This window comes from Micromonospora sp. NPDC003944 (genome assembly GCF_053605225.1).
This window is the reverse complement of sequence record NZ_JBSGIV010000085.1, coordinates 1-23,987: the sequence shown is the minus strand read 5'-3', so window position 1 is coordinate 23,987 and position 23,987 is coordinate 1. Positions and strand designations below refer to the sequence as shown.

The following is a 23,987-nucleotide window of genomic DNA, read 5'->3' as shown; positions in this document are numbered from 1 at the left end:
GCCGGATCTTTCCGGCCGCCGCCGCACGCTGTTCAGCTCCGGTCGCGCCGGGCCGGCGCTCAGCTCCAGTCGCTGTCCACGTGGTTGTCCCGCCACCGCCCGCCCACCGGCGGGGTGTCCAGGCGCATTCCTCCGTCGGCGTTGCCGGCCAGGTCGTTGTCCTCGACCCGGCAGTCCACGCAACTGCCCCGCCCGGTGATCCACAGCCCGTGCGACTGGGTCTGGTTGTCGTGGTTGTCCCAGATCCGGTTGCCCCGGATGGTGGCCGAGTCGAACGGCGCGTCGATGGTGATGCCGGCCCGTAGTTGGGGTGCGGCGGCCAACTCGTACCCGCAGCCCGGCGGTGGAACGTTCCCGCTCCACGCGGTGAACGCGTCCGGGCGGACCGGGGCCAGGGTGAGTTCGTCTCCGGTGTTGGACGCCACCATGGCGACGGCTTTCCCGACCCGCAGGACCTTGCCCCGGTGCCCGTCGTGCGGCCAGTTGGCCGACCGGTCCACCAGGCACCGCTCGCTGTAGCGGACGGCGTCGCCCGCGCCGCCGGTGCCCTCGCCGTACTGCCGACCGTTGTTGCGGATCCGGTTGTTGAGCAGCACCGCGTCGGTCATCTGGTGGTCGATCCGGACCGCGTCGAGGCCGTTGCCCCAGAACTCGTTGCTCTCGATCACCACGTCGCGGATCGCGCCCCGGTAGCCGCGCCCGAGGTCGTGCGCGTGATAGCCGTGCCGGCCGTTGCCGCTGATCCGGTTGCCCCGCACGGTGTACGGGCCGGGGCTGTTGCCGATGCTGACCCCGTCGCGCAGGTTGCCGTCGATGACGCAGTCGGTGAGCAGACCGCCCCGCCCTGCGACGGCGGCGGTGCCCTGAGCCGACACGTCGAACCCGGTCACCAGATTGCCGGTCATCGTGCAGGCGGAGACGATCAGACCGTCGGCGCCCCAGTCGGAGATGCCGAACCTGTTGCCCTGACTGTGACAGCCGATGATGCGGTAGCCGCGCGGCGGCGTCCAGTAGTCCTTCTGCAACTCCAGGAAGATCCCGTTGGTGCCGTTGGCCAGGGCAGTGCAGTTGGCGATGGTCAGCCGCTCCACCGCTCCCCACCCGCCGATGCCGATCCCGATGCCCGCCCCACCGATCTGCTCGCCGTTGTCCAGTCGGCCACAGCCGACCACCACCACGCCGTCGATCAGGGAGTCCTGGAGGAAGTCGCAGCCCAGCCCGGTGGCCGCGGTGTGGTGGATGTAGAGGTTGCGGAAGACGCCTCGCACCACGTACTGCAGGCCGAGGCCCTTGGCGAGGTAGTTGTACTCGGCCATGGCGACGCCGGAGCCGTCGATCTGGAAGTCGGAGAAGGTGCAGTCGGCGATGTGCCGGTCCCGGTCGGCGCCGTGCTGCACGGTGGTCCAGAACGCCAGGGGCGTCGGGTCGGCCCGGTTGCCCTCGTTGCTGAGCATGAACCGGGTCGCCGCCGGGCCGGCCCCGACCAGCGACACACCGCTGCGCCACACCGTGCCCGCGTCCCGGATCGAGTAGATGCCCGGCGGGCAGTAGATGACCCGCGCCCGTCCGTCCGAGGCGTACCCGGCGCCGAGGCGGTCCACGAGGGCGGCCAACGCCGGCTGGTCGTTCGTCGAGCCGTCACCGGTCAGCCCGTACTCGAGCGCGTCGCAGTACAGCGGCGCGCCGGCCGAGGCGGGCCGTCGTACCCGGACCGAGTTCAATAGCAGCTCGTTCGCCACGGCCACAGGCCGGCTCCCTTCGACGCGTGCGGTGCGCTCCGGCGGGGCCGACTTCCCGGTGCGGCCGCCGGGAAACCCGGCCCGGACGACACCGCCGGGAAAGACCGGTCCGATCACCGCGCCGAGGGCCCGGACGTGCGTCGGTCCCGGCGCCGCGCGGGCGACGCCGGGACCCAGGGGTACGCGTCAGACGGCCGCGATCAGCAGCGCCGGGCGCTCCACGCAGTCAGCGACGTGCCGCAGGAAGCCACCGGCCACCCCGCCGTCGCAGACCCGGTGGTCGAAGGTGAGGCTGAGCTGGGTCACCTTGCGGACGGCGAGTTGCCCGTCGACCACCCACGGCTTGTCCACGATCCGCCCGACTCCGAGCAGGGCCGCCTCCGGGTGGTTGATGATCGGGGTGGAGCCGTCGACGCCGAACACCCCGTAGTTGTTCAGGGTGAAGGTGCCGCCGGTCAGTCGTGCCGGGGGCAGGGTGCCGGCGCGTGCGGCGGCGGTGGTCACCGCCAGTTCGGCGGCCAGTTCGGCGGTGGTGAGCCGTTGGGCGTCGCGCAGCACCGGCACCAGCAGACCCCGGTCGGTCTGCGCGGCGATGCCGAGGTGCACCCCGGCGGACTGGACGATCCGCTGCCCCTCGGTGTCGACCCGGGCGTTGAGCTGCGGGAACCGACGCAGCCCGCTGAGGCAGATCCGGGCCAGCAGGGCCAGGATGCTCACCGGCGCGTCGGGCGTGGCGGCGTTGATCGCGGCGCGGGTCTCCAGCAGGCCGGTGGCGTCCACGTCGACCCAGATGGTCACCTCCGGGATCTCCCGCCGGCTGCGGGAGAGCTTGTCGGCGATCACCTTGCGGACACCGGTGAGCGGGACGATCACGTCGCCGTCACCGACCGGGGCCGACGCGACCTGCGGGTCCGGCACGGCGGCGAGCCGGGCGGCGGGCACGGTCAAGGCGGCCTCCACGTCGGCGCGGCGGATCACGCCCCCGGGCCCGGTGCCTCGCACGGTGGCGAGGTCGACGTCGCGCTCGCGGGCCAGCCGGCGCACGATCGGCGAGATGACCAGGGCGGCCGGCGACGGCGCCGGGTCGGCGGCCGCCTCGGGAACGGATCCGGCCGTCGGACCGACATCGGCCGGTTCGGGGGCCACCGCCAGGCGCGGTCGACGCCGACGGCGGGTGGCACCGCCGTGGCCGGTGCCGTACCCGATCAGCACGTTGCCGGAGCCGGCCTGCTCCTCCTCGCGGTAGGTGGCGTGCCCGGCGGGCTCGTCGCCCCCGTCGAGCGGCGCGATGGTGATCAGTGGTTGGCCGACCGGGCGTACCTCACCGGCCGCGCCGTGCAGGGCGACCACCCGACCGGCGTACGGGCACGGCACGTCGACGACGGCCTTGGCGGTCTCCACCTCGACCACACTCTGATCGACGGTGACCACGTCACCGACGGCGACCCGCCACTCGACGATCTCGGCTTCGCTCAGCCCCTCGCCCAGGTCGGGCAGGAGGAAGACCTGCGTCCGGTCGACGGTGGTCATGCCGCCGCCCAACGCGCGTCCGGCTGGTCGTCCCACTGGAGGCGGGCCACCGCGTCGAGCACCCGGTCCACCCCGGGCAGGTGGGTGTGCTCAAGCATCGGCGCCGGGTACGGGATGTCCAGCCCGGCGACCCGCAGCACCGGGGCGTGCAGCGCGTGGAAGCAGCGCTCCTGCACCCGGGCGGCGATCTCCGCGCCGACGCCCGCGAAGCCGGGCGCCTCCTGGATCACCACACACCTGCCGGTACGCCGTACCGACGCGGTGATGGTGGCGTCGTCGAACGGCACGATGGTGCGTACGTCGACGACCTCCAGGTTCCACCCCTCCTCGCGGGCGGCCTCGGCGGCCTCCAGCGCGACCGGCACCGCCGGCCCGTACGCGACAAGAGTGGCGTCGCGGCCGGGGCGACGCACGACGGCCCGGCCGAACGGTTCGGTGCGGGCCGGCAGGGACGCGTCGTCGCTGGCGAAGTAGAGCTTCTTGGGCTCCATGAAGACCACCGGGTCGGGGTCGTCGATCGCCTCGCGCAGCAGCGAGTACGCGTCCTCGACGGTCGCCGGGGTGACGACCTTCAGCCCGGGGGTGTGCGCGTAGTACGCCTCGGACGAGTCGCAGTGGTGCTCGACCCCGCCGATGCCGCCCGCGTACGGCACGCGGATGACGATCGGCACGCTCAGCGCCCCCCGGGTGCGGTTGCGCAGCTTCGCGACGTGCGAGGCGATCTGCTCGAACGCCGGGTACGCGAACGCGTCGAACTGCATCTCGACCACCGGGCGCAGGCCGGACATGGCCAGGCCGACGGCGAAACCGACGATGCCGGCCTCGGCGAGGGGGGTGTCGAAGCAGCGGTTCTCGCCGAAGCGGGCCTGGAGGCCGTCGGTGATCCGGAAGACGCCGCCGAGCGCGCCGACGTCCTCACCGAAGACGACGACCCGGTCGTCGGCGGCGAGCGCGTCGGCGAGCGCGGCGTTGAGCGCCTTTGCCATGGTGGTGGCCATCAGGCGTCACCCTCCTCGGCGCGAGCGGCGGCCAGCTCGGCGCGGACCAGCTCACGCTGTTCGACGAGCTGCGGGGTGGGCTCCGCGTAGACGTGGTCGAAGAGGCTCAGCGGGTCGACTGTGGGTTGCTCGTTCATCCGGGTCCGCAGGTCCGCCGCGTACGCCTCGGCCTGCTCGGCGACCTCGGCGACCGCCGCGTCGTCGAGTGCGCCGCGGGCCCGCAGGTAGGTCTCCAGCCGGGCGACCGGGTCCCGGTCCCGCCAGGCGTCGACTTCGGCGCCGTCGCGGTAGCGGGTGGCGTCGTCGGCGTTGGTGTGCGGTTCCATCCGGTAGGTGTGCGCCTCGACCAGGAACGGCCCCTTGCCGGCGCGGGCGTGCGCCACCGCGCGGGTGAGCACGGCGAGCACCGCGACCGGGTCGTTGCCGTCGACCTGCTCGCTGGGTACGCCGTAGCCGACGCCCTTGTAGGCGAGCGACGGCGCGGCGGTCTGGCGCGACAGCGGGACGCTGATCGCGTACCTGTTGTTCTGCACGAAGTAGACCACCGGCGCCTTGAACACGGCGGCGAAGTTGATCCCCTCGTGGAAGTCGCCCTCGCTCGTCGCGCCGTCACCGATGAAGGCCAGCGCCACCGTGTCGCGACCCTGGTACGCCTCGCCGTGCGCCAGCCCGGCGGCGTGCACGCACTGGGTCGCGAGGGGGGTGCACTGCGGTGCGGTGTGTACCTCGGTCGGGTCGTAGCCGCAGTGCCAGTCGCCGCGCAGCAGGGTGAGCACCTCGACCGGGTCGATGCCCCGGGCAACCAGAGCCATCGACTCGCGGTAGGTGGGGAAGACCCAGTCGGTGTCGCGGACCGCGAGGACCGCGCCGACCTGGCACGCCTCCTGACCGCGCGAGGACGGGTAGACGGCGAGTCGGCCCTGTTTCGTCAGCGCGGTGGCCTGGGTGTCGAAGCGGCGGCCGAGCACCATCCGGCGGTACAGCTCGCGCAACACCTCGACGGGTGGCTCGGGATAGTCGGCGCGGGCGGGCAGCGGCGTGCCGGTCGGGTCGAGTAGGCGGACCGGTTCGGTTTCCGGCAGCAGCGGGCGCGCCGGGTCGGGCGGGGTGGCCGCCCGACGGGTACGCGGGGATGCCCTGCGGACCGCCTGGGGAGTGGTCGTCACGGCGGAACCTCCTGGGACGTGTGGTGAGCCTATGCTTCCGCTTGTGGATGATTGACTCAAGATCGACACAGAAGGCGGGACGGTTGGCATGCGGAGGGACCGGCAGTGAGCCAGGAGACCGCCGACGAAGCGGGCCGGGGTGCGGGATCGGGACGATCGGCCCGAGCCCTGGACGAGGTCGACCGGCGGATCCTCGACGAGCTGGTCCGCGACGGTCGCACGTCGGTGCGCACCCTCGCCGAACGGATCCACATCTCCCGCACCAACGCGTACGCGCGGGTGGAGCGGTTGCTGCGCGACGGGGTGATCACCGGGTTCCGGGCCCAGGTCGCGCCCGAGGCGGCCGGGCTGGGCACGTCGGCGTACATCGCCCTGACCATCGAGCAGAACACCTGGCGGGAGGTGTCGGCCGAGCTGGCCCAGGTGCGCTACATCGAGCACGCCGCGCTGCTCGGCGGTGACCACGATGTGCTCGCGCTGGTGCGCGCGCCGGACAACGCCGCGCTGCGCGATGTGGTGCTGGGCCGGGTGCAGAGCATTCCCGGTGTGCTGTCCACCCGCACCTGGTTGGTCTTCGAGGAGTTCGACGGGGCTGGCAGCCCCTGGGCCTGACCGGGGCTCAGCGCTCCGGCGGGGCCTCCAACCCGTCCCGGTCGGCCAACTCCAGCAGCGGCTCCAGCGAGTGCCGGTCACCGTCCAGGCCGGCGTGCGGGTCGCCACGCTCGGCGAACCGGGCCGGCATGCTGAGCACGTCGAAGTCCTCCGGCCGGACCTGGTCCAGCTCCGACCAGTCCAGCGGCGCGGAGACCAGCGCGGCCGGCGTGGGCCGGATCGAGTACGCCGAGGTCACCGTGTGGTCCCGGGCCATCTGGTTGTAGTCGACGAAGACCGGACGGTCCCGTTGCTCACGCCACCAGGTGGTGGTGACCAGATCCGGCAGTCGACGCTGCATCTCCCGGCCCAGCGCGAGCACCGCCCGGCGGCAGTCACCGAAGCTCCAGCGCGGCTCGATCGACAGGTAGACGTGCAGCCCCCGGCCGCCGGTGGTCTTCGGGTAGCCGGTCATGCCCAGCTCGGCGAGGAACGCCCGCACCTCGTGCGCCACCGGCACCACCTGCTCGAAGCCGACGCCGGGCATCGGGTCGAGGTCGATGCGCAACTGGTCGGGGCGTTCCACGTCGGCCGCGGTGACCGGCCACGGGTGGAACCGCAGGGTGCCCAGGTTGGCCGCCCAGATGACCACGGCCAACTCGCTCGGCGCGACCTCGTCGGCGGTGCGGCCACTGGGGAAGGTGATGTGCGCAGTCCGCACCCACTCGGGCGCACCGGCCGGCAGCCGCTTCTGGTAGAACGCGTCCCCTCGATTGGTCTGCCGAGTGGCGATCGTCGCGCCCTCGAAGACACCGCGCGGCCAGCGTTCCAGCATGGTCGGCCGATCCCGCAGCGCGCGCAGGATGCCGTCACCCACCGCCAGGAAGTAGCGGACCACGTCCAGCTTGGTCAGCCCACGCTCCGGGAAGTACGGCTTGTCGGGGCTGGAGACGCGGACCAGCCGCTCCCCCACCTGGATCTCCTCCGCCGCCGTGGCCACGCCACCGAGGGTACGACCTGCGTCGAGGCCGGACGTCGATCGACCGGACATCGGCATGGCGGACCCTGGGAACGGTTACCGTGGGCGGCGTCCGGGTAGGGGGGCCGCATGGCGGAACTGGCAACCCTCTGGATCGTCCGACACGGCGAGAGCACCGCGAACGTCGCGGCGACGCAGGCCGAGGCGTCGGGCGCGGAGCTGATCGACCTCACCCACCGCGACGCCGACGTGCCGCTCTCCGTTACCGGCGAGGAGCAGGCCCGGGCGACCGGCCGTTGGCTGGCCGAGCTGCCGGAGGCGAAGCGGCCGGACGTGGCGGTGGTGTCGCCGTACCTGCGCGCGGTGCAGACCTCGCGGCTGGCGCTTGCCGGCACCGACGTTCCCGTGCACCGCGACGAGCGGCTGCGCGACCGGGAGCTGGGCATCCTCGACGGGCTGACCGGGCACGGGGTACGACGGCGGTACCCGGACGAGGCCGACCGTCGGGAGCGGTTGGGCAAGTTCTACTACCGGCCGCCGGGCGGGGAGTCCTGGACGGACGTGGCGTTGCGGCTGCGGACGCTCCTCGGGGACCTGCGCCGTGACCACGAGGGTTGCCGGGTGCTGCTCTTCGGCCACGACGCGCTGGTCTTCCTGCTTCGTTATCTGGTGGAGGGATTGACCGAGGACGAGCTGATGGCGCTCACCCGGCAGGACGTGATCGCCAACTGTTCGATCACCGAGTGGTCGGCGGACGCCGAAGGGCGACTGGCGCTCACCGCCTTCAACGACGTCGTGCACCTGCGCCAGCAGGGCGCCCAGCCGACCAGGGAGGACGAGATCCATGCCGAGCCGGTCTGAGGTGAAGGTGATCACACCGGCGTTGCTGCGGGACTGGGCGCTGCCGGTGCCGGTCGGCGGGAAGGAGAACCGGGGCACCGTGCTGGTGGTCGGCGGTTCCCGCTTCACCCCGGGCGCGGTGCTGCTCGCCGGGGTGGCCGCGTTGCGCGCCGGCGCCGGGGTGCTCCAACTGGCCGCCGCCGAGTCCAGCGCCGCCGCGCTGAGCATCCAGGTGCCCGAGGCCCTGGTGGTCGGTCTGCCGGAGACCGCCGACGGCGCGGTTGCCGCCGACCGGGACGGCCAACTCGGCGATCTGGTCGCGCAGGCCGACGTGGTGACGGTCGGCCCCGGCCTGAAGGCGATCGACGAGACCAACCGCCTGCTGGCCCTGGTCCTGGAGGCCGCCCGTCCGGACACGTCGCTGGTGCTCGACGCGTACGCCCTCGGTGCGCTCAGCCACGCACCGGACCTGCTGGTCGGCTCGGGTCGGCCTGTGGTGCTCACGCCCAACGTCACCGAGGCCAAGCACCTGCTCGGACGGGATCCGGGCGACGACCTGGACGCCGAGGCGGCCGAGTTGGCCACCCGGTACGAGGCGGTCGTGTCGCTGTACGGGCACGTGGCCGCGCCGGACGGACGGGGTTGGCGAGAGGAGAGCGGCGACGCCGGGCTGGGCACCTCCGGCAGCGGGGACGTGCTCGCCGGGTTGTTGGCGGGGCTGCTGTCCCGGGGCGCGGACCCGGCCCAGGCGGCCTGTTGGGGCTCGTTCGCGCACTCGGTGAGCGGCCAACGGCTGATCCCCCGCTACGGCCGGATCGGCTTCCTGGCTCGGGAGTTGCTCGACGAGATCCCCCGAACCCTGGCCATGGTCTGAGGCGGTTTCACCTGTTTCCGCAATGGTCGTCGGGGTACCGGAACGACACCAGCCGAGACTGTTCAGGGAGGTCATACCGGTGTCGACCGATGCCATCGTCCTACTCAAAGAGGACCACAAGGAAATGCGCCGCCTGTTCAAGGCCTTCCAGGACGCGGAGGAGGGGCCGGCGAGCCAGCGGCAGAAGCTGGTGGAGCAGATCCTGGAAGCGCTGACGGTGCACACCTACCTGGAGAACGAGGTGATGTACCCGGAGGTCCGCCGGCTGCTGCCCGACCTGGAGGACGACATCCTCGAGTCGTACGAGGAACACCACGTCGCCGACGTGCTCTGCGCCGAGCTGGCCAGCATGGACGCCAGTGACGAGCGGTTCAACGCCAAGACGACCGTGCTGATCGAGAACGTCAGCCACCACGTCGAGGAGGAAGAGCAGGAGTGGTTCCCCAAGGTCCGCGACGCGCTGGGCCGCAAGCAGCTCCAGGAGATCGGCGAGAAGATGCTCGCGCTACGCGCGGATGCGCCACGCACCCCCACCGCACCGAAGGCGATCAAGAAGGCGCTCGACGCGGTGACCGCCTGAGCCCACCGCAGCACATCGAAGGGCCCGGCGAAAGCCGGGCCCTTCGTCCTGCACCGCCCAGACAAGCCCACGCCCATGCCCACGCCCACGCCCACGCGATCTTGCACTTTCTGTTCCTGGTTAGCGATATTTAGTGCTGTTTGTCGCGACAGAAAGTGCAAGATCGCGGAGGCGGGGACGGGCGTTGAGGGCCAACGCCTCCAACGGGCGACCGGTCGCGGTGACGGCGGCGACCAACTCCGTCACGCCCTGCTCGCGAGCCAGGTCGACGCGGACCGACCAGACCTGGGGGCCACCGTCGCGGTGCAGCTTCCGAGCCGCCGGCTCGATGCCGTCGTCCTCGGCGGCGATGATCAGGTCGAGGTCGTGCTCGACGAACTGCACCGCCAGTTCGTACCCGATCCCGCTTGAAGCCCCGGTCACCAGGGTGGTCACCTACCGCGTGCCCCGCGACGCGGGGCCCAACCACATCGGCGGGGGTCGCCTCCCGGAGGGCGCACCGAGCGGCCGGGCCCGGGCCGGTAGGATCGGCCCAGGCCGTTACTGGCGCGTGGGGATGGAGAACCATCGGGGAGCGGCCTCGTCACGTGGACGTTTGCCGAGCGCCTGGGCCTTCCCGCACGTCTGTTGGAGGTCGCATGTCCCGCAACGCCGAGTCCACCGCATTCCGGAGCGCCCTCGAGGTGATCCGAGCTGTCGAGCCGCGGGTCGCCGACGCGATCGGCGCCGAGCTGACCGACCAGCGGGAGTCCCTCAAGCTGATCGCCAGCGAGAACTACGCCTCCCCGGCGACCCTGCTGGCCATGGGCAACTGGTTCAGCGACAAGTACGCCGAGGGCACCGTCGGCCGCCGCTTCTACGCCGGCTGCCAGAACGTCGACACCGTCGAGGCGCTCGCCGCCGAGCACGCGCGGGAGTTGTTCGGCGCCGCGCACGCGTACGTGCAGCCGCACTCGGGCATCGACGCCAACCTGGTCGCGTTCTGGGCGGTGCTGGCCGACCGGGTGGAGTCCCCCGCCCTGAAGAAGGCCCAGGTCCGTCAGGTCAACGACCTCACCGAGGCGGACTGGTTCGCGCTGCGCCGCGAGCTGGGCAACCAGCGGATGCTCGGCATGTCGCTGGACGCCGGCGGCCACCTCACCCACGGTTTCCGGCCGAACATCTCCGGCAAGATGTTCGACCAGCGCAGCTACGGCACCGACCCGGCGACCGGCCTGATCGACTACGACCGGGTGGCCGAGGCCGCCCGGGAGTTCAAGCCGCTGATCCTCGTCGGCGGCTACTCGGCGTACCCCCGGAAGGTGAACTTCCGGATCCTGCGCGAGATCGCCGACTCGGTCGGCGCCACCTTCATGGTCGACATGGCGCACTTCGCCGGCCTGGTGGCGGGCAAGGTGTTCACCGGCGACTTCGACCCGGTGCCGCACGCGCACATCGTCACGACCACCACCCACAAGTCGCTGCGCGGCCCGCGCGGCGGCATGGTGCTCTGCCAGCCGGAGCTGGCCGACCAGGTGGACCGCGGCTGCCCGATGGTGCTCGGCGGTCCGCTGCCGCACGTGATGGCCGCCAAGGCGGTCGCGCTCGCCGAGGCCCGCCGGCCCGACTTCGCCGACTACGCCCAGCGGATCGTGGACAACTCGCAGGCGCTGGCCGAGGGGCTGCTGCGCCGGGGCGCGACGCTCGTCACCGGTGGCACCGACAACCACCTGGTGCTGATCGACGTGTCCGGCTACGGACTCACCGGCCGGCAGGCCGAGCAGGCGCTGCTCGACTCGGGCATCGTCACCAACCGCAACTCGGTCCCGCAGGACCCGAACGGCGCCTGGTACACGTCCGGCATCCGGATCGGCACCCCGGCGCTGACCACCCGGGGCCTCGGCACCGCCGAGATGGACCAGACCGCCGAGCTGATCCACACCGTGCTGACCCAGACCACCGCCGGCGCCAACGCCGACGGCACCCCGTCGAAGGCGAAGTACACCCTGGACCCCGCCCTGTCCGACAAGGTGGCCCGCCAGGCGACCGACCTGCTCGCCGCGTACCCCCTCTACCCCACCGTCGACCTGGGCTGACCCCGACCTTCTCGCGTCGATCATGGAGTTGTGGTGCCCGAATCAGGGCGGGTGGCGACCTTCGTCCACCACCACAACTCCATGATCGACGCGGACGAGGGGGACGAGGGGGACAAGGGAGCCGGGCAGGGGCAGGGGCCGGCAGGGCGTCAGGCCATGGGGCGCTTCAGGTGGTAGCGGTGGACTTCGGTGCTGCCCTGGACGTTGTTGACGTCCTCGGCGGCGGAGACGAGTTCCCACCCCTCCCGGCCGGCCCGGTTGAGGTGCGCGATGGCGGTGTCCCCGTAGGCGGTGATGTCCTTGCGGGACCCGTCCGGCGCGTACCAGACGAACGAGACGTGAAAATTGCGGCCCTGTCCCTGATAGCGACGGACGAGCAGGGCGTACTCCCAGGCAACCATGCGGCTTATTATGACCGTCCACCCAGGACGGCGACACGCGGGTCGTCGCGCATTGCCATCCGATGAACGCGGTGTGTCAACCTGCCCGGCGTGCCACCTCGTCGGTGATCAGCGCCGCGAGCCGGTCCAGCCCGACGTCGATCTGCTCCGGCGTGACCGCGCTCACCGACAACCGCAGCGCGTGCACCGGCTGACTGTCGTCGTAGAAGTGCGCCATCGGCGTCCACAACACCCCGTGGTCACGCGCCGAACGGTCCAGCAACGCGTCGTCGACCGGGAACGGCACCGTCACCACGACGAAGAAACCACCGGCCGGCACCGTCCACCGCACCGCCGCCGCGCCGTCCTCCCCCGGCGGGAACCGCCGGGCCAGGCCGGCCACCAGGTGGCGCAGATTCCCGGTGTACGCGGACCGCTCCCGGGTGTTCGCGGCCACCAGGCTGCACCCGTGTTCCAGCAGTCGACCGCCGATGACCGCCTGCGCGATCGGGGACGTGTTCACCGTGACCATGCTCTTGATCATGGCGAGTTGGTCGGCGAGCGGGCCGACCCGTCGGCCCGGGAGGGCCACCCGCTGGTCGGCGACGACGTACCCGACCCGCGCGCCAGGGAGCACGGTCTTGGCGAACGAACCGAAGTAGACGACCCGCCGCCCGGTGTCCAACGCCTTGAGGGTGGGTGGGCGCGGCCCGTCCTCGCTGTGGAACAGGCCGTACGGGTTGTCCTCGAGCAGCAGTAGGTCCTCCTGCGTGGCCAGGTCCAACAGCCGTCGCCGGTGGGCGGTGTCGATGCTGACGCCGGACGGGTTGGCGAAGTCCGGCATCAGGTAGCAGGCGCGCGGACGAAGACCCGCCGACCTCGCCCGGCGCAGCTGGTCGGCCAGGTCGGCCAGGTCGACCCCGGACGGCCCACCGGCGACCGGCCACACCGGCAGGTCCACCAGTCGGGCCGCCCCGGTCAGCCCGACGTAGGTCGGGGCGACCGCGAGCAGCACATCCGTGGGACCGGCCCGCAACGCGCGCAACACCAGGAACATCGCCTCCTGGCAGCCGACGGTCACCACGACGTCCTGCGGGTCGACGGTGATCCCCTCGTCGACGGCGAGGTTGCGGGCGATCAGGTGGTGCACGATGCCCTTGGTCCGGCCGTACTGCAGAAGCAGCCGCCGGGCCTGCTCCGGCGAGTGCCCCAGGTCGTCGACGAGATGCCGGTGGAAGGTGTCCAGGTGCCGGTGCACCGCGGCGAGATCGAAGAACTCCTCGTACGGCCGGCCGGCCGCGAGGGACACCGCCGCCGGGTACCGCTCGGACACCTCGTTGAGGAAGTTCATCGAGGTCAGCGCCGGGTCTCCCAGCGCGGGGTGCAGGTCGGCGACGGTCAGGTCGACAGGTTCGGCGGCGGTCACCGCTCACCCCACCCGGAGGGTGCGCAGCTCACCGGCCGCCGCCGGATCGGCGCAGCCGGCCAGGGTGAGCGCGTCGGTCAGTTCGGCGACGAGCAGCGCCAACGCGTCCCGGGCGGTGGGCTCACCGCCGACGGCGAGGGCCCAGAGCAGCGGCCGGCCGACCAGCACCCCGGCCGCGCCCAACGCCAGCGCCCGCAGCACGTCGGTGCCGCCCCGGATGCCGCTGTCCAGCAGCACCTGGCAGCCGTCCCCGACCACGTCGACGACCTCCGGCAGCATGGTGACGCTCGCCGGCGCGCCGTCCAGTTGCCGCCCACCGTGGTTGGAGACGACCACCGCGTCCGCGCCGACGCGTACCGCCTCGATCGCGTCACGCGGGTCCAGCAGCCCCTTGACCACAAGCGGCAGGTCGACCTGCTCGCGTAGCCACGCCAGGTCCGCCCAGCGCAGCGCCGGGGCGAACGACGCGGCGGTGTGCGCGGCGATCGCGGACACCCCGGGCGCACCGGAGTGTGCCAGCGCGTCGCGACCGTCGGGAAGGTTCGCGGCGACCACCTCGGCCGGCAGCCGGAACCCGTTGCGCAGGTCCCGGGGGCGTCGGCCGAGCACCGGGACGTCCACGGTGACCACAAGTGCTCGGCAGCCGGCCGCGACGACCCGGTCCAGCAGGTCGCGGACGAGGGCCCGGTCGCGCAGCCAGTAGAGCTGGAACCAGACGTCCGCGCCCGCCCCGGTGACCTGTTCGATGGGTGTGCTGCCAAGCGTGCTCGCCAGGTAGGGGATTCCGGCCGCGCCGGCCGCCGCCGCCAGGCCCAGTTCCCCGTCCGGGTGTACCAGCCGCTGGTACGCCATCGGCGCCACCCCGACCGGCATGGCGTACCGGCGGCCGAGCAGGTGGGTGCCGAGGTCGACGGTGTCGACCCCGCGCAGCACCCGGGGTAGCACCGCGACCCGGTCCAGCGCGCGCCGGTTCGCGTCGAGGGTCACCTCGGACGCGCTACCGCCGGCCAGGTAGTCCCACACGTCCGGCGGCAGCACGGCCCGGGCCCGCTCGGCGTAGTCGGCAAGCGACACGGCCGGCGGGTCGGCAAGCGTCTGCTCACCCATCGCCCGCCACCGGCCCGCTCGTGGCCGCCGGCACAGCGGGGTCGGCCGGCTCATCCGGGGCGCCCGTGGCCGCCCGCTCGACGAAACCAGCCGGCCCGTCCGCGTCGGCCGGCCCGTTCGCAGCCAGCAGCCCGAAGCGCTCCCGGAGGAACGCCGCGGCGCTCTCCTGCGCCCGCCGCCCGTCGGTGAAGGCCCCCGGCATGGCGAAGAACCCGTGGATCATTCCCGGATAGTGGTCCAACCGGGTGGGCACGCCGGCGTCGCGCAGCCGCTCGGCGTACCGCTGTCCCTCGTCGCGGAGAGGGTCCAGCTCGGCGGTGACCACAAGTGCCGGCGGCAGCCCGGACAGGTCGTCGGCGAGCAGCGGCGAGGCCAGTGGGTCCCGGGCATGCGCCGGGTCGGCCAGGTAGTGCGTCCGGTACCAGGCGACCGAGCGGCGGTTGAACAGCGTCGGGTCGTCGTCGCCGACCGGTTCGCCGCTGGCGTCGGTGTTCGGGTAGACCAGCAGCTGCGCGGCGAGCCCAGGGCCGTCCGTACGGCTGAGCAGGGCGACCGCGGCGGCCAGGTTCCCGCCGGCGCTGTCCCCTCCCACCGCCAGCCGGCTCGGGTCCACGCCCAGCCGGTCGGCGTGCCGGGCGATCCACGAGGTGGCGGCGTGGCAGTCGTGCACCGCCGCCGGGAACGGGTGTTCCGGGGCGAGGCGGTAGCCGACGGTGACCACCTGACAGGGCACGGCGTTGGCGAGCCGCCGGCAGATGCCGTCGGCGGTGTCGATGCTGCCGAGCGTCCAGCCACCACCGAAGAAGTAGACCAGGGTGGGCAGTGGACCCGACCCGCTCGGCCGGTACACCCGCAGCGGCAGCTCCCCGGCGGGGCCGGGGAACCGCTCGTCGCGTACCTCGGTCACCGGCTCGACCGCGCCGGTGCCGGCGCGGATCGCGGCCAGGTCCGCGGCGCGCGCCTCGGACAGGGTCTGCGCGTACAGCGGCGGGGTGCCGGCGGCGGCGCGGGCCGCCCGGTACGCCGCCACCTCGGGGTGCAGGGCCATGTCGCTCCTATCCACAGGTGCGGACCAGCAGTGTGTCGATGCCGCGCAGGAACAGGCTGCCGCTGTACGTCGGCGTCTCGATGACCGTCAGCGCGGGGAACCTGGCGAACAGCCGGGGCAGGGCGAGGCGACCCTCCAGCCTCGACACCGCCGCGCCGAGGCAGAAGTGCAGGCCCACCCCGAAGGCCAGCGACGGCGGGCCGGGACGGGTCGGGTCGAAGGTGTCCGGGGCCGGGAAACGGGCCGGGTCCCGGTTGGCCGCACCGATCATGATCAGTACGTTGTCGTCGGCGGCGACCGGCACGCCGTGCAGCACGGTGTCGGCGGGCGCGGCGCGGGCCAGGAAGTGCACCGGGCTGGCCAACCGCAGCACCTCGTCGACGCAGCCCTGCGCCAGCGTGCCGTCGGTGGGCAGCGCCGCGACAGTCTCCGGGTGGGCCAGCAGCAGCGGCAGCCCGTTGCTGAACATGTAGACGGTGGTGACGAAGCTGGCGTTGAACAGCACGATCAGGTTGCTGATCAGCTCCTCCTCGGTCAGCTCCACCTCCCCGGAGTCGAGCGCCTCGACCAACCCGCTGAGCAGGTCGTCCCCGGGCACCCGGCGACGGTGCGCGATCAACTCCCGGTAGAAGACCCGCAGCTCCTGGGCGGCGGTGTTGGCCGCGGCCAGTCGCTGCGAGGTCTTCCCCGCCACGTCCAGGAACTCGTCGATCCACTCCACCCGCTCGCGGTACCACGGCAGCTCCGCGGCCGGGATGCCGATGAACTCGGCCATCACCAGGGCGGGGATCGGGTACGCGAAGTCGGCCACGAAGTCGACGGTGCCGTCCCCGGCGTCCGCCATCCGGTCCAGCAACTCGTCGACCACCCGCAGGACCACCGGTTCCAGCGCGCCGAGCCGGCGTGGCGTGAAGGTGCGGGAGAAGACGTGCCGCATCCGGGTGTGGTCGGGCGGGTTGACGAACATCATCGAGGTCTGGAAGGTCCGCAGGATCTCCTGTTCCTCCCAGCCCGGCGGCGGCTGTTTCGTCCACTCCGGGTCGCGCAGCAACCCGTCGACGAGGTCGTAGCCGACCGCGACCGCGGCCACCGTCCGGTGTTCGGCGCGCGCCGGGACCGCGCTGATCGGGCCGAGCCGGTGCAGGTCCGCGTACCACGGGTACGGGTTCTGCCTGCCCTGCTCGCTGTACAGGCCGGTGAGTATCTCCTCCACGTGCACGGCCAACTCCTCCCCAGGATGTCGGTGGCCGCTGGGGGCAGCGGGGATCGCCCGCCACCCCCAGCCGGGTGTCACAGGTCGAGCAGCCGCAGCGGTACGGCGTTGGCGAGCGCCTGGTTGCCGGCGTCGTTCGGGTGGATGTGGTCCCCCGAGTCGTACGCGGGCAGGAGTTGGCTGGGCCGGGCCGGGTCGCGCAGCACCTTGTCGAAGTCGAGCAGCCCGTCGAACTCCCGACTGCCCCGCAGGTACGCGTTCACCGCCTGGCGGGTGGCCTCCTTCTGCGGCGTCCACACACCCTCGACGCCGTGCCCCTCGTACGGGGTCAGCGTGGCCACCAGGCTGGTCAGCCCACGCTGCTGGAGCTGCTGGTTGATCTGCCGGAGGGTGCCGATGATCGCCTCGGGTGCGTCGTTCGACATCCAGATGTCGTTGATGCCCAGGTGGGTGACGACGGTCCGCACCCCGGTCTGGGGAAAGACGTCCTCGTTGAGCCGGGCGGCCGCGTTCGGGCCGAGCTGGTAGTAGCCCGGGTAGTTGCCGTCGCCGGGCTCGGTGCCCTCGTGGTTGAGCCGGTTGCCGGCCAGGCTCAGGTTGAGCACCCCGGGGGTCCGCTTGTCCGGCCGGTCGGCGAGCAGCCGGTCGGAGAGCAGGTCGGGCCAGCGCCGGTTGGCGTTGACGGTGCTGCCGTTGCCGTCGCCGATGGAGTCGCTGAGCACGACGAGCGCGCCGGGGCTGCCCTTGCGCTGCACGTCGACCCCGGAGAGGAAGAACCAGCAGCAGGTGGGCCGGGTGGTGAAGCCGGTGCCCTCGGCCGCCCCGGTCAGGTCCCCCGCGCCGATGAAGTTGGCCTGCTGGGACTGCCCGTGGAACGTGGTCGGGCCGGTCGGCGTCGGGAAGTGCAGGGTGACCACCAGGTCGCTGTCGTCGGCGACCGGGAAGGCCAGCGGGTCGCTGAGCAGTTCGGCGCCCCGGTTCATGGTCGTCGTGGTGGCGCCGGTGAAGGTCAGTAGGCGCACCGACGCCGCGTCGATGTCGGAGAGGTCGTCGGGGGTCGCGGTGTTCGGTCGGGCGACGGTTGCGCGGCCGACGGTGACCGCCTGCTCGCCGTAGAGGTTGCTCAGGCGTACCCGCAGCGCCGGGCCGCCCACCGAAACGTGCACGATCATCCGGACGCTCTGGTTGTTGAGGCCGGTGTTCGTCAACCCGACCGAGTTGCCCCGGGTGACTGCGGTGGCCCAACTGCCCGCCCACTCGGCGCGGTCGGGTCGGCCGGCGGCGGTGCCGGACGGGCCGGCGCTGGCGACGACGGCGGGTGCGCCGGCGACCAACAGCGCGGCCGCGGCGGCGATGACAGGCCATCTCTTCGGGGTTGCCGTTGCCATGGAACCTCCATCGTGTGGCAGCCCAGGGCCGTCCGCTGACGGCGCCTGCCTGGACGATGGTCCAGAAACCTAGCCGCCGCCGCTGACGGGCGTCAATCAACCTGATCGACGCCATCAAATGTCCGGCGGGCCGCTCGGATCGCCCACTCGGCACGGTCCCGACCAGCCGTTTCCCGCCTAGGCTTCCAGGCGGCGGCGGTGTGGTCGCCCGAGCGCGCCACCGTCGCGTCGTTCCCGGGAGTTGCCCGGGGACCGCCGCTTTCTCAGATGGGGGCTGCCGGATGACTGACGGACCCGGGCACACCACGACGTACGTGCACAGGGTGTTGGACCTCTTCGCCGAGTTCGGCGACCGGGAGGCGTTGGTGGGCGCCGGTGGGCGGCTCACCTACACCGAGGCCGCCGCGCGGGTCCGGGCGATGGCCGCGACGTTGACCCGGCACGGCGTACGGCCCGGGTCGGCGGTGTTGGTGACCGTCGCGAACGCGGTGGAGGGTCCGCTGCTGCAGCTCGCCCTGCACCTGATCGGCTGCCGGACGATGTGGGTCGCCCCGGTGACGGCGCGTCGGGAGGTCGACGAGTTCATCCGGTTGGCCCGCCCGGACGCCCTGGTCTACGACGCGCGGGACCGGGCCAGTCTGGGCCCGGAGTTGGCCGGCGCGTTGCCCGGCACACCTGTGTGGTGTCTGGGCGCGGGCGGCGCCGGCCCCGACCTCACCGCCGACAGCGACGTGGTGGAGGTGCCGGCGTCCGTGCCGGCTCCGGAGTCGTTCCTGCAGACCAGCGGCACCACCGGAACTCCCAAACTGGTGCACCACCGGGAGAGTTTCTACGCCCAGATCCTCACCCTGGCCGCCGACTTCCGCGCCGCCGGGTTCCCACTGCTGCGGCACCTGTCGCACTCGCCGATGTGGCTGGCCAGCGGGCAGATCACCACGCTGTTCAACCTGTTCACCGGCGGGGTGCTGTTCCTGCGCGACGACTGGGACCCGGTGGCCTTCGTGGACACCGTGCAGCGGGAGCGGATCACCTCGACGTTCGTCACCCCGCCGATGCTCTACGAGGTGTTGGACCACCCGGCGCTTGTCGGCGCGGACTTCTCCGCCATGTTCATGTTCAACGTGGGCGCCGGGCCCGCCGCGCCCGCCCGGCTGCGCCAGGCCATCGCGCGGTTCGGTCCGGTGCTGCGCATCGTGTACGGCCTCAGCGAGGCGGTCGTGATCACCGCGCTGCCCGGTCTGACCGACGATCCGGAGCACCCGCAGCGGCTGCGCTCCTGCGGGCGGCCCTACGGCGACGTGCGCGTCGAGATCCGCGACGACGACGGTGCGGTGCTGCCGACCGGCCGCGACGGTGAGGTGTGGGTGCGTACCCGACTGAGCTTCGCCGGCTACCACGGTCAGCCGGAGCTGACCGCGCAGACGTTCGTGGACGGGTGGGTGCGCACCCGCGACATCGGCCACCTCGACGACGACGGCTACCTCTACCTCGTCGACCGGGCCCACGACATGATCGTGACGCACCGACGGAACTGGGCGATCTACTGCCGTCCCATCGAGGACGTGCTGCTCGGGCACCCGCAGGTACGGGCCGCCGCGGTGATCGGTGTGCCGGACGAGACCGTCGGCGAAGTCCCGTACGCATACGTGGTGCTCGCCCCGGGCGCGACGGTCACCGGGGCGGAGCTGGTCGGCCTGGTGGCCGCCGAGCTCAACGAGATGTGGGCACCCACCACTGTGGAGTTCGTCGACCGGCTGCCGGTGAACCGGTCGATGAAGGTGGACAAGCGGGCGCTGCGCGAGCGGTACGCGGCCCGTCGGGCGGCGGCGGTCGGGGCGTGACCCCCCGCCGGCAACTGGTCGTCCTGGTCAGCGCCGACCTGATCTCCAACCTGGGCACCCGCATCTCGGTGGTGACCATCCCGTGGCTGGTGCTGGTCACCACCGGCAGCCCCACCAAGATGGGCCTCGTCGCGTTCGCCGAAACCCTGCCGTACCTGCTGTCCAGCGCGTTGGGCACGCCCTGGGCGGACCGGATCGGCCTGCGCCGCACGTCGATCTTCTGCGACGCGGGCAGCGCGGTGGCGATGGTCGTCGTCGCGCTGACCCCGTGGTTGGGCTTCGCACCGCTCGTCGCGCTCGTCGCGGTCGCCGGCGCGCTGCGCGGCATCGGGGACCGGGTGAAACACGTGATGTTCCGCCCGGTCGCGGAGGCCGCCGGGGTGCCGCTGATCCGGCTGACCTCCGCGTACGACGGGCTCAGCCGGGTCGTGACCCTGTTCGGCGCCGCCGTTGGTGGGCTGCTCATCGCCGCGTTCGGGGTGACCGAGGCGATCCTCATCGACGCGGCCACGTTCGGCGTCTGCGCGCTGCTCATCGGCGTCCTGGTCCGGCCGCCGGCCGCCCCGGCGCAACCCGCCCAGCCGGAGAGCTACCTGCGCGCGCTGCGGGGCGGCTTCAGCTACCTGGGGCGGGACCGTCCGCTGCTCGGGATGCTCGTCGTCATCTCGGCGCTGAACATGGTGGCCAACGCCAGCGTGGCCGTCTACATCCCGGTCTGGGTGGCCCGGGAGCTGCCCGGCCCGAGCGGTCTCGGCCTGGTGCTGGCGGCGTTCTCGGCGGGGGCGCTGCTGGGCAACCTGGCGTTCACCGCGCTCGGGCCCCGGCTGCCCCGTCGGCTGACGTTCCTGGTCGGCGCGCTTGTGGCCGGCACACCCCGGCTGGTCGCCCTGGCGATCAGTGACGAGTTGCCGGTGGTGCTCGTGGTGACGTTCCTGTCCGGGATCGGCATCGCGGCAATCAACCCGCTGCTCGGGGTGGCGCTCTACGAACGGGTGCCGCCGGAGTTGCAGACCCGGGTGATCGGCATCGCCGGTTCGCTGGCGTTCGTCGGGTTACCTGTCGGCGCGCTGCTCGGCGGCTGGTCGGTGGACGCCCTGGGGCTCACCCCGGCCCTGCTGACCATGGCGGCGGCGTGCCTGGTGGTCACCGCGTACCCGCTTGTGGGTGGCTCTTCCGGCCGCCCGAGGACTCCGGCGCACCCGGCTCCCGTCACCGGAGCCTGACCGTGCGCAACACGTTCCGGCCCTGCTGACGCCGTACCCTGTCCGCATGGCCAGCTGGGAAGACGTCCGTCGGATCGCACTCGCGCTGCCCGAGACCACCGAGCGGGCCTCGTACGACGGGCTGCCCGCCTGGCGGGTGCGCGACAAGATGTTCGTCTGGGAACGACCCCTGCGGCGTGCCGACCTCGACGCCCTGGGCGCGGCTGCGCCCGACGGCCCGCTCCTCGGCGCACGAGTCGCGGACCTCGGCGTCAAGGAAGCACTCCTCGCCGACGACCCGTCGGTCTACCTCACCACCCCGCACCTCGACGGCTACCCGGCGGTCCTGGTCCGGCTCGACGAGGTCAGCCTGCCCGAGCTGACCGAGGTGGTCACCGACGCGTGGTACGCCCGCGCACCGAAGCGACTCGCCGCCGCCCACCGGGCCGGCTCGGCGCCGACCGACGGCTAGTCAGCGCCCGGCCGGGGTCGGGGTGGCGTGTTCGGTGCGGCACCGGGGGCAGCGCAGACGTGACCCGGTGGCCGTCCGGGGCACCCGCAGCCGTTGACCGCAGCCGCAGGTGAGCACCGGAGCGGACGCCCGCAGGTACTCGTCCCGCTCCCGGCGTGGCCACCGGCTGTGGCAGCGGGCGCACCACTTCGGTGGGTAGCTGTGGTAGTACGCCAGGCCGAACGCGCCCGCGACCATCAGGGTGACGGGGACGAGCAGGCCCAGCGGCGCGAGCAGGGCGGGCAGCAACCCCCCGAGGCCGTCCGACACCAGCACGAAGACCACCCTGAGCACCACCACCGGCACCCCGAGCAGGGTGAACCCGAAACCCCAGCCGAAGAGCAGCAGGGACGGCAGGAACAACCACATGCCACCGCGCATCCACCGGCGGACGCCGTACCCGCCGCAACGGGGGCAGTTCGGCGACGCCTGGTGCGGCACCGACCGCAGCACCTTCGGCGTCAGCCACTCGACAAGCCGTTTGACGATCTCCTCGACCAGCTTCGCCGCGAGGGCCTGGAGGAACGACTCGATGACGCTCACCTCCCCCGCACAGAGGGTCCCGGCACCGCCGCAGCGAACGGCCGGCCCACCGACCATCGTGCGCGGTCGACGCCACCATCCGATCCCAGCGCGCCGACCGAGCCGCGCGAACGACGCCGATCCGACAGCCGAGGGTGTTCGTCAGGCGTTCCCCTGCTCGCCGCTCGCCCGTCGGCCGGGTCGGCTACCGTCGGCGCCCTGCCACCCAGGAGGCCGCCGGGTATGACGTCGTCAGCCACTCGCCGCAGCAACGCCGAGGTCACCGCCGTTCACCGGATCGGCGACAGCGCACCACACAGCGCGTTCACCGACCTCGTCCGGTACGCCGGGAGCTGGTTCTGCGCGTTCCGGGAGGCCCGGACCCACCTCAGTGACGACGGCGTGATCCGGGTTCTGACCTCGGCCGACGGACGATCGTGGCGGTCCGCCGCCGTCCTGCGGCAGGCGGACGTCGACCTGCGTGACCCGCGCTTCGTCGCCCGGCCCGACGGTCGTCTGCAACTGCTGGCCGCGGCGGCCACCGGCACGGCCACCAAGACGTTCCAGACGGTGACCTGGCACTCCGGCGACGGGCACGCCTGGGGTGATCCGGTCCCGGTGGGCGAGCCGGGGGTCTGGGTGTGGCGGGCGGTCTGGCACGACGACGCGATGTACGGCGTCGGCTACGCCACCCGGGCGCCGAGGTTCGCCCGGCTCTACCGCAGCAGCGACGGCGTGGACCTTCAGCAGTGGGTGCCGACGCTGTTCGAGGGCGGGTACCCCAACGAGTCCGGTTTGGTCTTCGCCCCGGACGGCACCGCGTACTGCCTGCTGCGCCGCGACGGCACCGACGCGAGCGCGCAACTCGGCCAGGCCGGGCCGCCGTACCGGGAGTGGACCTGGACCGACCTGGGTGTCCAGGTGGGCGGGCCGACGCTGCTGCGGCTGCCCGACGGGCGACTGCTGGCCGGCGTACGCCTGCACGACGGCGAGGTCCGCACCGCGGTCTGCCTCGTCGACCCGGGCCGGGGCGAGCTGACCGAGTTGGTCGCGCTGCCGTCCGGCGGCGACACCAGCTACCCCGGCCTGGTCTGGCACGACGACCTGCTCCGGGTGAGCTACTACTCGTCGCACGAGGGGCAGACCCATGTCTACCTGGCCGAGGTCAGCCTGACCGGCTGAGCCTGGCCGGGCGGCCCGACGGTCGGTTAGCGTGCCGGCATGCCATCGACACTCACCGAATCGACGGACCCGTACTGCCTGCGCCCCGGAGAAGCCGGCGACCTGCTGCACGACCACCCGTGGCGGCGGTTCGTGGCGCTCGGTGACAGTGTCGTGGAGGGCATGTGTGAGCCCACCCCGGGCTATCCGGACGTGCAGTGGGTCGACCGGGTGGCCGCCGAACTGGGCGTCGTGCGCCCCGAGCTGGCGTACCGGAACCTGGGTCGACGCGGGTTGCGCGCGCACCAGGTGCGGGCCACCCAGCTCGCACCGGCGTTGGCCTTCGCACCGGACCTTGCGCTTGTCGTCTGTGGCGGCAACGACGCCTTCCACCCGGCGTACGACGCGGAGGCGGTGGACGTCGAGCTGACCGCGATGATCACCGCTCTCCGCGGCGTGGGCGCGGACGTGATCACCGTGGGCATGTTCGACGTGTCGCACAGCCCGGCCGTGCCCGAGCACCTCCGGGCCGGCCTGGGGGAACGCATGCGCCGCCTGTCCGCCCACACGGCCGCCCTGGCCGAACGCCTGAACACGGTCCACGTGCACCTGACCGACCACCCGTTGACGGCCGACCCCACCCTCTACAGCACCGACGGCCGCCACGGCAGCGCCCGCAGCGACGCCATCGCCACAGCTCAAACCCTCCGCGCCCTCTCCCCCCACCGCACCCCCTAACCCCACCCCACCTGGCCTGACCACCGACCCGCAGGACATCCCGCCGGTGCTGCTGCCGGCACTCGCCCTGGCCGTGGT

23 protein-coding genes and 1 riboswitch are annotated in these 23,987 nt (G+C 72.6%); of the genes, 10 read left to right on the top strand and 13 right to left on the bottom strand.

Annotated elements, in window-relative coordinates:
- Nucleotides 1-59: 59 nt before the first annotated feature.
- The 4 genes from ACWER9_RS28810 to pdhA all read right to left on the bottom strand — a co-directional run bounded on the left by ACWER9_RS28810 (nucleotide 60) and on the right by pdhA (nucleotide 5,433).
- Nucleotides 60-1,739: a right-handed parallel beta-helix repeat-containing protein gene (locus tag ACWER9_RS28810; protein WP_452304796.1), complete on the bottom strand. Its 1,680-nt coding sequence runs from the start codon at nucleotides 1,737-1,739 to the stop codon at nucleotides 60-62.
- A 186-nt stretch (nucleotides 1,740-1,925) separates the two neighbouring features.
- A complete protein-coding gene (locus ACWER9_RS28805; protein ID WP_452304793.1) occupies nucleotides 1,926-3,269 on the bottom strand; it encodes a dihydrolipoamide acetyltransferase family protein in 1,344 nt (447 codons plus the stop codon).
- The gene (locus tag ACWER9_RS28800) at nucleotides 3,266-4,270 is read right to left on the bottom strand and encodes an alpha-ketoacid dehydrogenase subunit beta (protein ID WP_452304795.1); all 1,005 of its coding nucleotides are present in this window, start codon (nucleotides 4,268-4,270) and stop codon (nucleotides 3,266-3,268) included. The genes ACWER9_RS28805 and ACWER9_RS28800 overlap by 4 nt, the downstream gene beginning before the upstream one ends.
- Nucleotides 4,267-5,433 carry a pyruvate dehydrogenase (acetyl-transferring) E1 component subunit alpha gene (gene pdhA, locus ACWER9_RS28795; protein WP_452304792.1) on the bottom strand — a complete coding sequence of 389 codons (1,167 nt, stop codon included), beginning with the start codon at nucleotides 5,431-5,433 and terminating at the stop codon, nucleotides 4,267-4,269. Before pdhA ends, ACWER9_RS28800 begins: the two co-directional genes overlap by 4 nt.
- A gap of 105 nt (nucleotides 5,434-5,538) precedes the next feature.
- Here pdhA and ACWER9_RS28790 point away from each other — a divergent pair, with 105 nt between their 5' ends.
- On the top strand, nucleotides 5,539-6,045 hold the full coding sequence (locus ACWER9_RS28790; protein ID WP_452304791.1) for an Lrp/AsnC family transcriptional regulator: 507 nt from the start codon (nucleotides 5,539-5,541) through the stop codon (nucleotides 6,043-6,045).
- Between the two features lie 7 nt (nucleotides 6,046-6,052).
- Here ACWER9_RS28790 and ACWER9_RS28785 read toward each other — a convergent pair whose 3' ends face one another.
- Entirely contained in the window at nucleotides 6,053-7,075 is a 1,023-nt protein-coding gene (locus ACWER9_RS28785) for a DNA polymerase domain-containing protein (RefSeq protein WP_452304790.1), read from the bottom strand.
- Nucleotides 7,076-7,132: 57 nt separating this feature from the next.
- On the opposite strand from ACWER9_RS28785, the gene ACWER9_RS28780 reads away from it, so the two are divergent.
- The 3 genes from ACWER9_RS28780 (at nucleotide 7,133) to ACWER9_RS28770 (ending at nucleotide 9,297) form a co-directional block, all read left to right on the top strand.
- Nucleotides 7,133-7,864 (top strand): histidine phosphatase family protein, encoded by a 732-nt coding sequence (locus tag ACWER9_RS28780; RefSeq protein WP_452304789.1) that lies wholly within the window; start codon nucleotides 7,133-7,135, stop codon nucleotides 7,862-7,864.
- The gene (locus ACWER9_RS28775; protein ID WP_452304788.1) at nucleotides 7,848-8,717 is read left to right on the top strand and encodes an NAD(P)H-hydrate dehydratase; all 870 of its coding nucleotides are present in this window, start codon (nucleotides 7,848-7,850) and stop codon (nucleotides 8,715-8,717) included. The genes ACWER9_RS28780 and ACWER9_RS28775 overlap by 17 nt, the downstream gene beginning before the upstream one ends.
- A 79-nt stretch (nucleotides 8,718-8,796) precedes the next feature.
- The gene (locus ACWER9_RS28770; protein WP_452304787.1) at nucleotides 8,797-9,297 is read left to right on the top strand and encodes a hemerythrin domain-containing protein; all 501 of its coding nucleotides are present in this window, start codon (nucleotides 8,797-8,799) and stop codon (nucleotides 9,295-9,297) included.
- Between the two features lie 120 nt (nucleotides 9,298-9,417).
- Here ACWER9_RS28770 and ACWER9_RS28765 read toward each other — a convergent pair whose 3' ends face one another.
- Nucleotides 9,418-9,732, bottom strand: a complete 315-nt coding sequence (locus tag ACWER9_RS28765) for an SDR family NAD(P)-dependent oxidoreductase (protein WP_452304786.1) — start codon at nucleotides 9,730-9,732, stop codon at nucleotides 9,418-9,420.
- A gap of 94 nt (nucleotides 9,733-9,826) precedes the next feature.
- Nucleotides 9,827-9,916: riboswitch (ZMP/ZTP riboswitch) on the top strand.
- Between the two features lie 19 nt (nucleotides 9,917-9,935).
- On the opposite strand from ACWER9_RS28765, the gene ACWER9_RS28760 reads away from it, so the two are divergent.
- Nucleotides 9,936-11,372: a glycine hydroxymethyltransferase gene (locus tag ACWER9_RS28760; RefSeq protein ID WP_452304785.1), complete on the top strand. Its 1,437-nt coding sequence runs from the start codon at nucleotides 9,936-9,938 to the stop codon at nucleotides 11,370-11,372.
- A gap of 149 nt (nucleotides 11,373-11,521) precedes the next feature.
- On the opposite strand, the gene ACWER9_RS28755 is transcribed toward ACWER9_RS28760, so the two are convergent.
- From ACWER9_RS28755 to ACWER9_RS28730, 6 genes are all read right to left on the bottom strand, one after another.
- Complete coding sequence (locus ACWER9_RS28755; RefSeq protein WP_091397680.1) at nucleotides 11,522-11,782, bottom strand: hypothetical protein; 261 nt, start codon at nucleotides 11,780-11,782, stop codon at nucleotides 11,522-11,524.
- A gap of 67 nt (nucleotides 11,783-11,849) precedes the next feature.
- Nucleotides 11,850-13,178 (bottom strand): aminotransferase-like domain-containing protein, encoded by a 1,329-nt coding sequence (locus ACWER9_RS28750; RefSeq protein WP_452304784.1) that lies wholly within the window; start codon nucleotides 13,176-13,178, stop codon nucleotides 11,850-11,852.
- A gap of 3 nt (nucleotides 13,179-13,181) precedes the next feature.
- Nucleotides 13,182-14,285 carry an alpha-hydroxy acid oxidase gene (locus tag ACWER9_RS28745; RefSeq protein WP_452304783.1) on the bottom strand — a complete coding sequence of 368 codons (1,104 nt, stop codon included), beginning with the start codon at nucleotides 14,283-14,285 and terminating at the stop codon, nucleotides 13,182-13,184.
- Nucleotides 14,278-15,333: an alpha/beta hydrolase gene (locus ACWER9_RS28740; RefSeq protein WP_452304782.1), complete on the bottom strand. Its 1,056-nt coding sequence runs from the start codon at nucleotides 15,331-15,333 to the stop codon at nucleotides 14,278-14,280. Before ACWER9_RS28740 ends, ACWER9_RS28745 begins: the two co-directional genes overlap by 8 nt.
- Nucleotides 15,334-15,340: 7 nt before the next feature.
- On the bottom strand, nucleotides 15,341-16,552 hold the full coding sequence (locus tag ACWER9_RS28735) for a cytochrome P450 (RefSeq protein WP_452304781.1): 1,212 nt from the start codon (nucleotides 16,550-16,552) through the stop codon (nucleotides 15,341-15,343).
- A 71-nt stretch (nucleotides 16,553-16,623) separates the two neighbouring features.
- Complete coding sequence (locus ACWER9_RS28730) at nucleotides 16,624-17,901, bottom strand: SGNH/GDSL hydrolase family protein (protein WP_452304794.1); 1,278 nt, start codon at nucleotides 17,899-17,901, stop codon at nucleotides 16,624-16,626.
- Between the two features lie 314 nt (nucleotides 17,902-18,215).
- Here ACWER9_RS28730 and ACWER9_RS28725 point away from each other — a divergent pair, with 314 nt between their 5' ends.
- The 3 genes from ACWER9_RS28725 to ACWER9_RS28715 are packed head-to-tail and all read left to right on the top strand — an operon-like array spanning nucleotide 18,216 to nucleotide 21,449.
- A complete protein-coding gene (locus ACWER9_RS28725; RefSeq protein WP_452304780.1) occupies nucleotides 18,216-19,775 on the top strand; it encodes an AMP-binding protein in 1,560 nt (519 codons plus the stop codon).
- On the top strand, nucleotides 19,772-20,998 hold the full coding sequence (locus ACWER9_RS28720) for an MFS transporter (RefSeq protein ID WP_452304779.1): 1,227 nt from the start codon (nucleotides 19,772-19,774) through the stop codon (nucleotides 20,996-20,998). Before ACWER9_RS28725 ends, ACWER9_RS28720 begins: the two co-directional genes overlap by 4 nt.
- 46 nt (nucleotides 20,999-21,044) lie before the next feature.
- Nucleotides 21,045-21,449, top strand: coding sequence for an MmcQ/YjbR family DNA-binding protein (locus ACWER9_RS28715; protein WP_452304778.1), 405 nt, complete (start codon nucleotides 21,045-21,047; stop codon nucleotides 21,447-21,449).
- On the opposite strand, the gene ACWER9_RS28710 is transcribed toward ACWER9_RS28715, so the two are convergent.
- Nucleotides 21,450-22,031, bottom strand: coding sequence for a hypothetical protein (locus tag ACWER9_RS28710; protein WP_452304777.1), 582 nt, complete (start codon nucleotides 22,029-22,031; stop codon nucleotides 21,450-21,452).
- Between the two features lie 222 nt (nucleotides 22,032-22,253).
- Here ACWER9_RS28710 and ACWER9_RS28705 point away from each other — a divergent pair, with 222 nt between their 5' ends.
- Together ACWER9_RS28705 and ACWER9_RS28700 are read left to right on the top strand one after the other, a co-directional pair.
- Nucleotides 22,254-23,192 (top strand): exo-alpha-sialidase, encoded by a 939-nt coding sequence (locus ACWER9_RS28705; protein WP_452304776.1) that lies wholly within the window; start codon nucleotides 22,254-22,256, stop codon nucleotides 23,190-23,192.
- Nucleotides 23,193-23,231: 39 nt separating this feature from the next.
- Complete coding sequence (locus ACWER9_RS28700) at nucleotides 23,232-23,909, top strand: SGNH/GDSL hydrolase family protein (protein ID WP_452304775.1); 678 nt, start codon at nucleotides 23,232-23,234, stop codon at nucleotides 23,907-23,909.
- Nucleotides 23,910-23,987 lie beyond the last annotated feature (78 nt).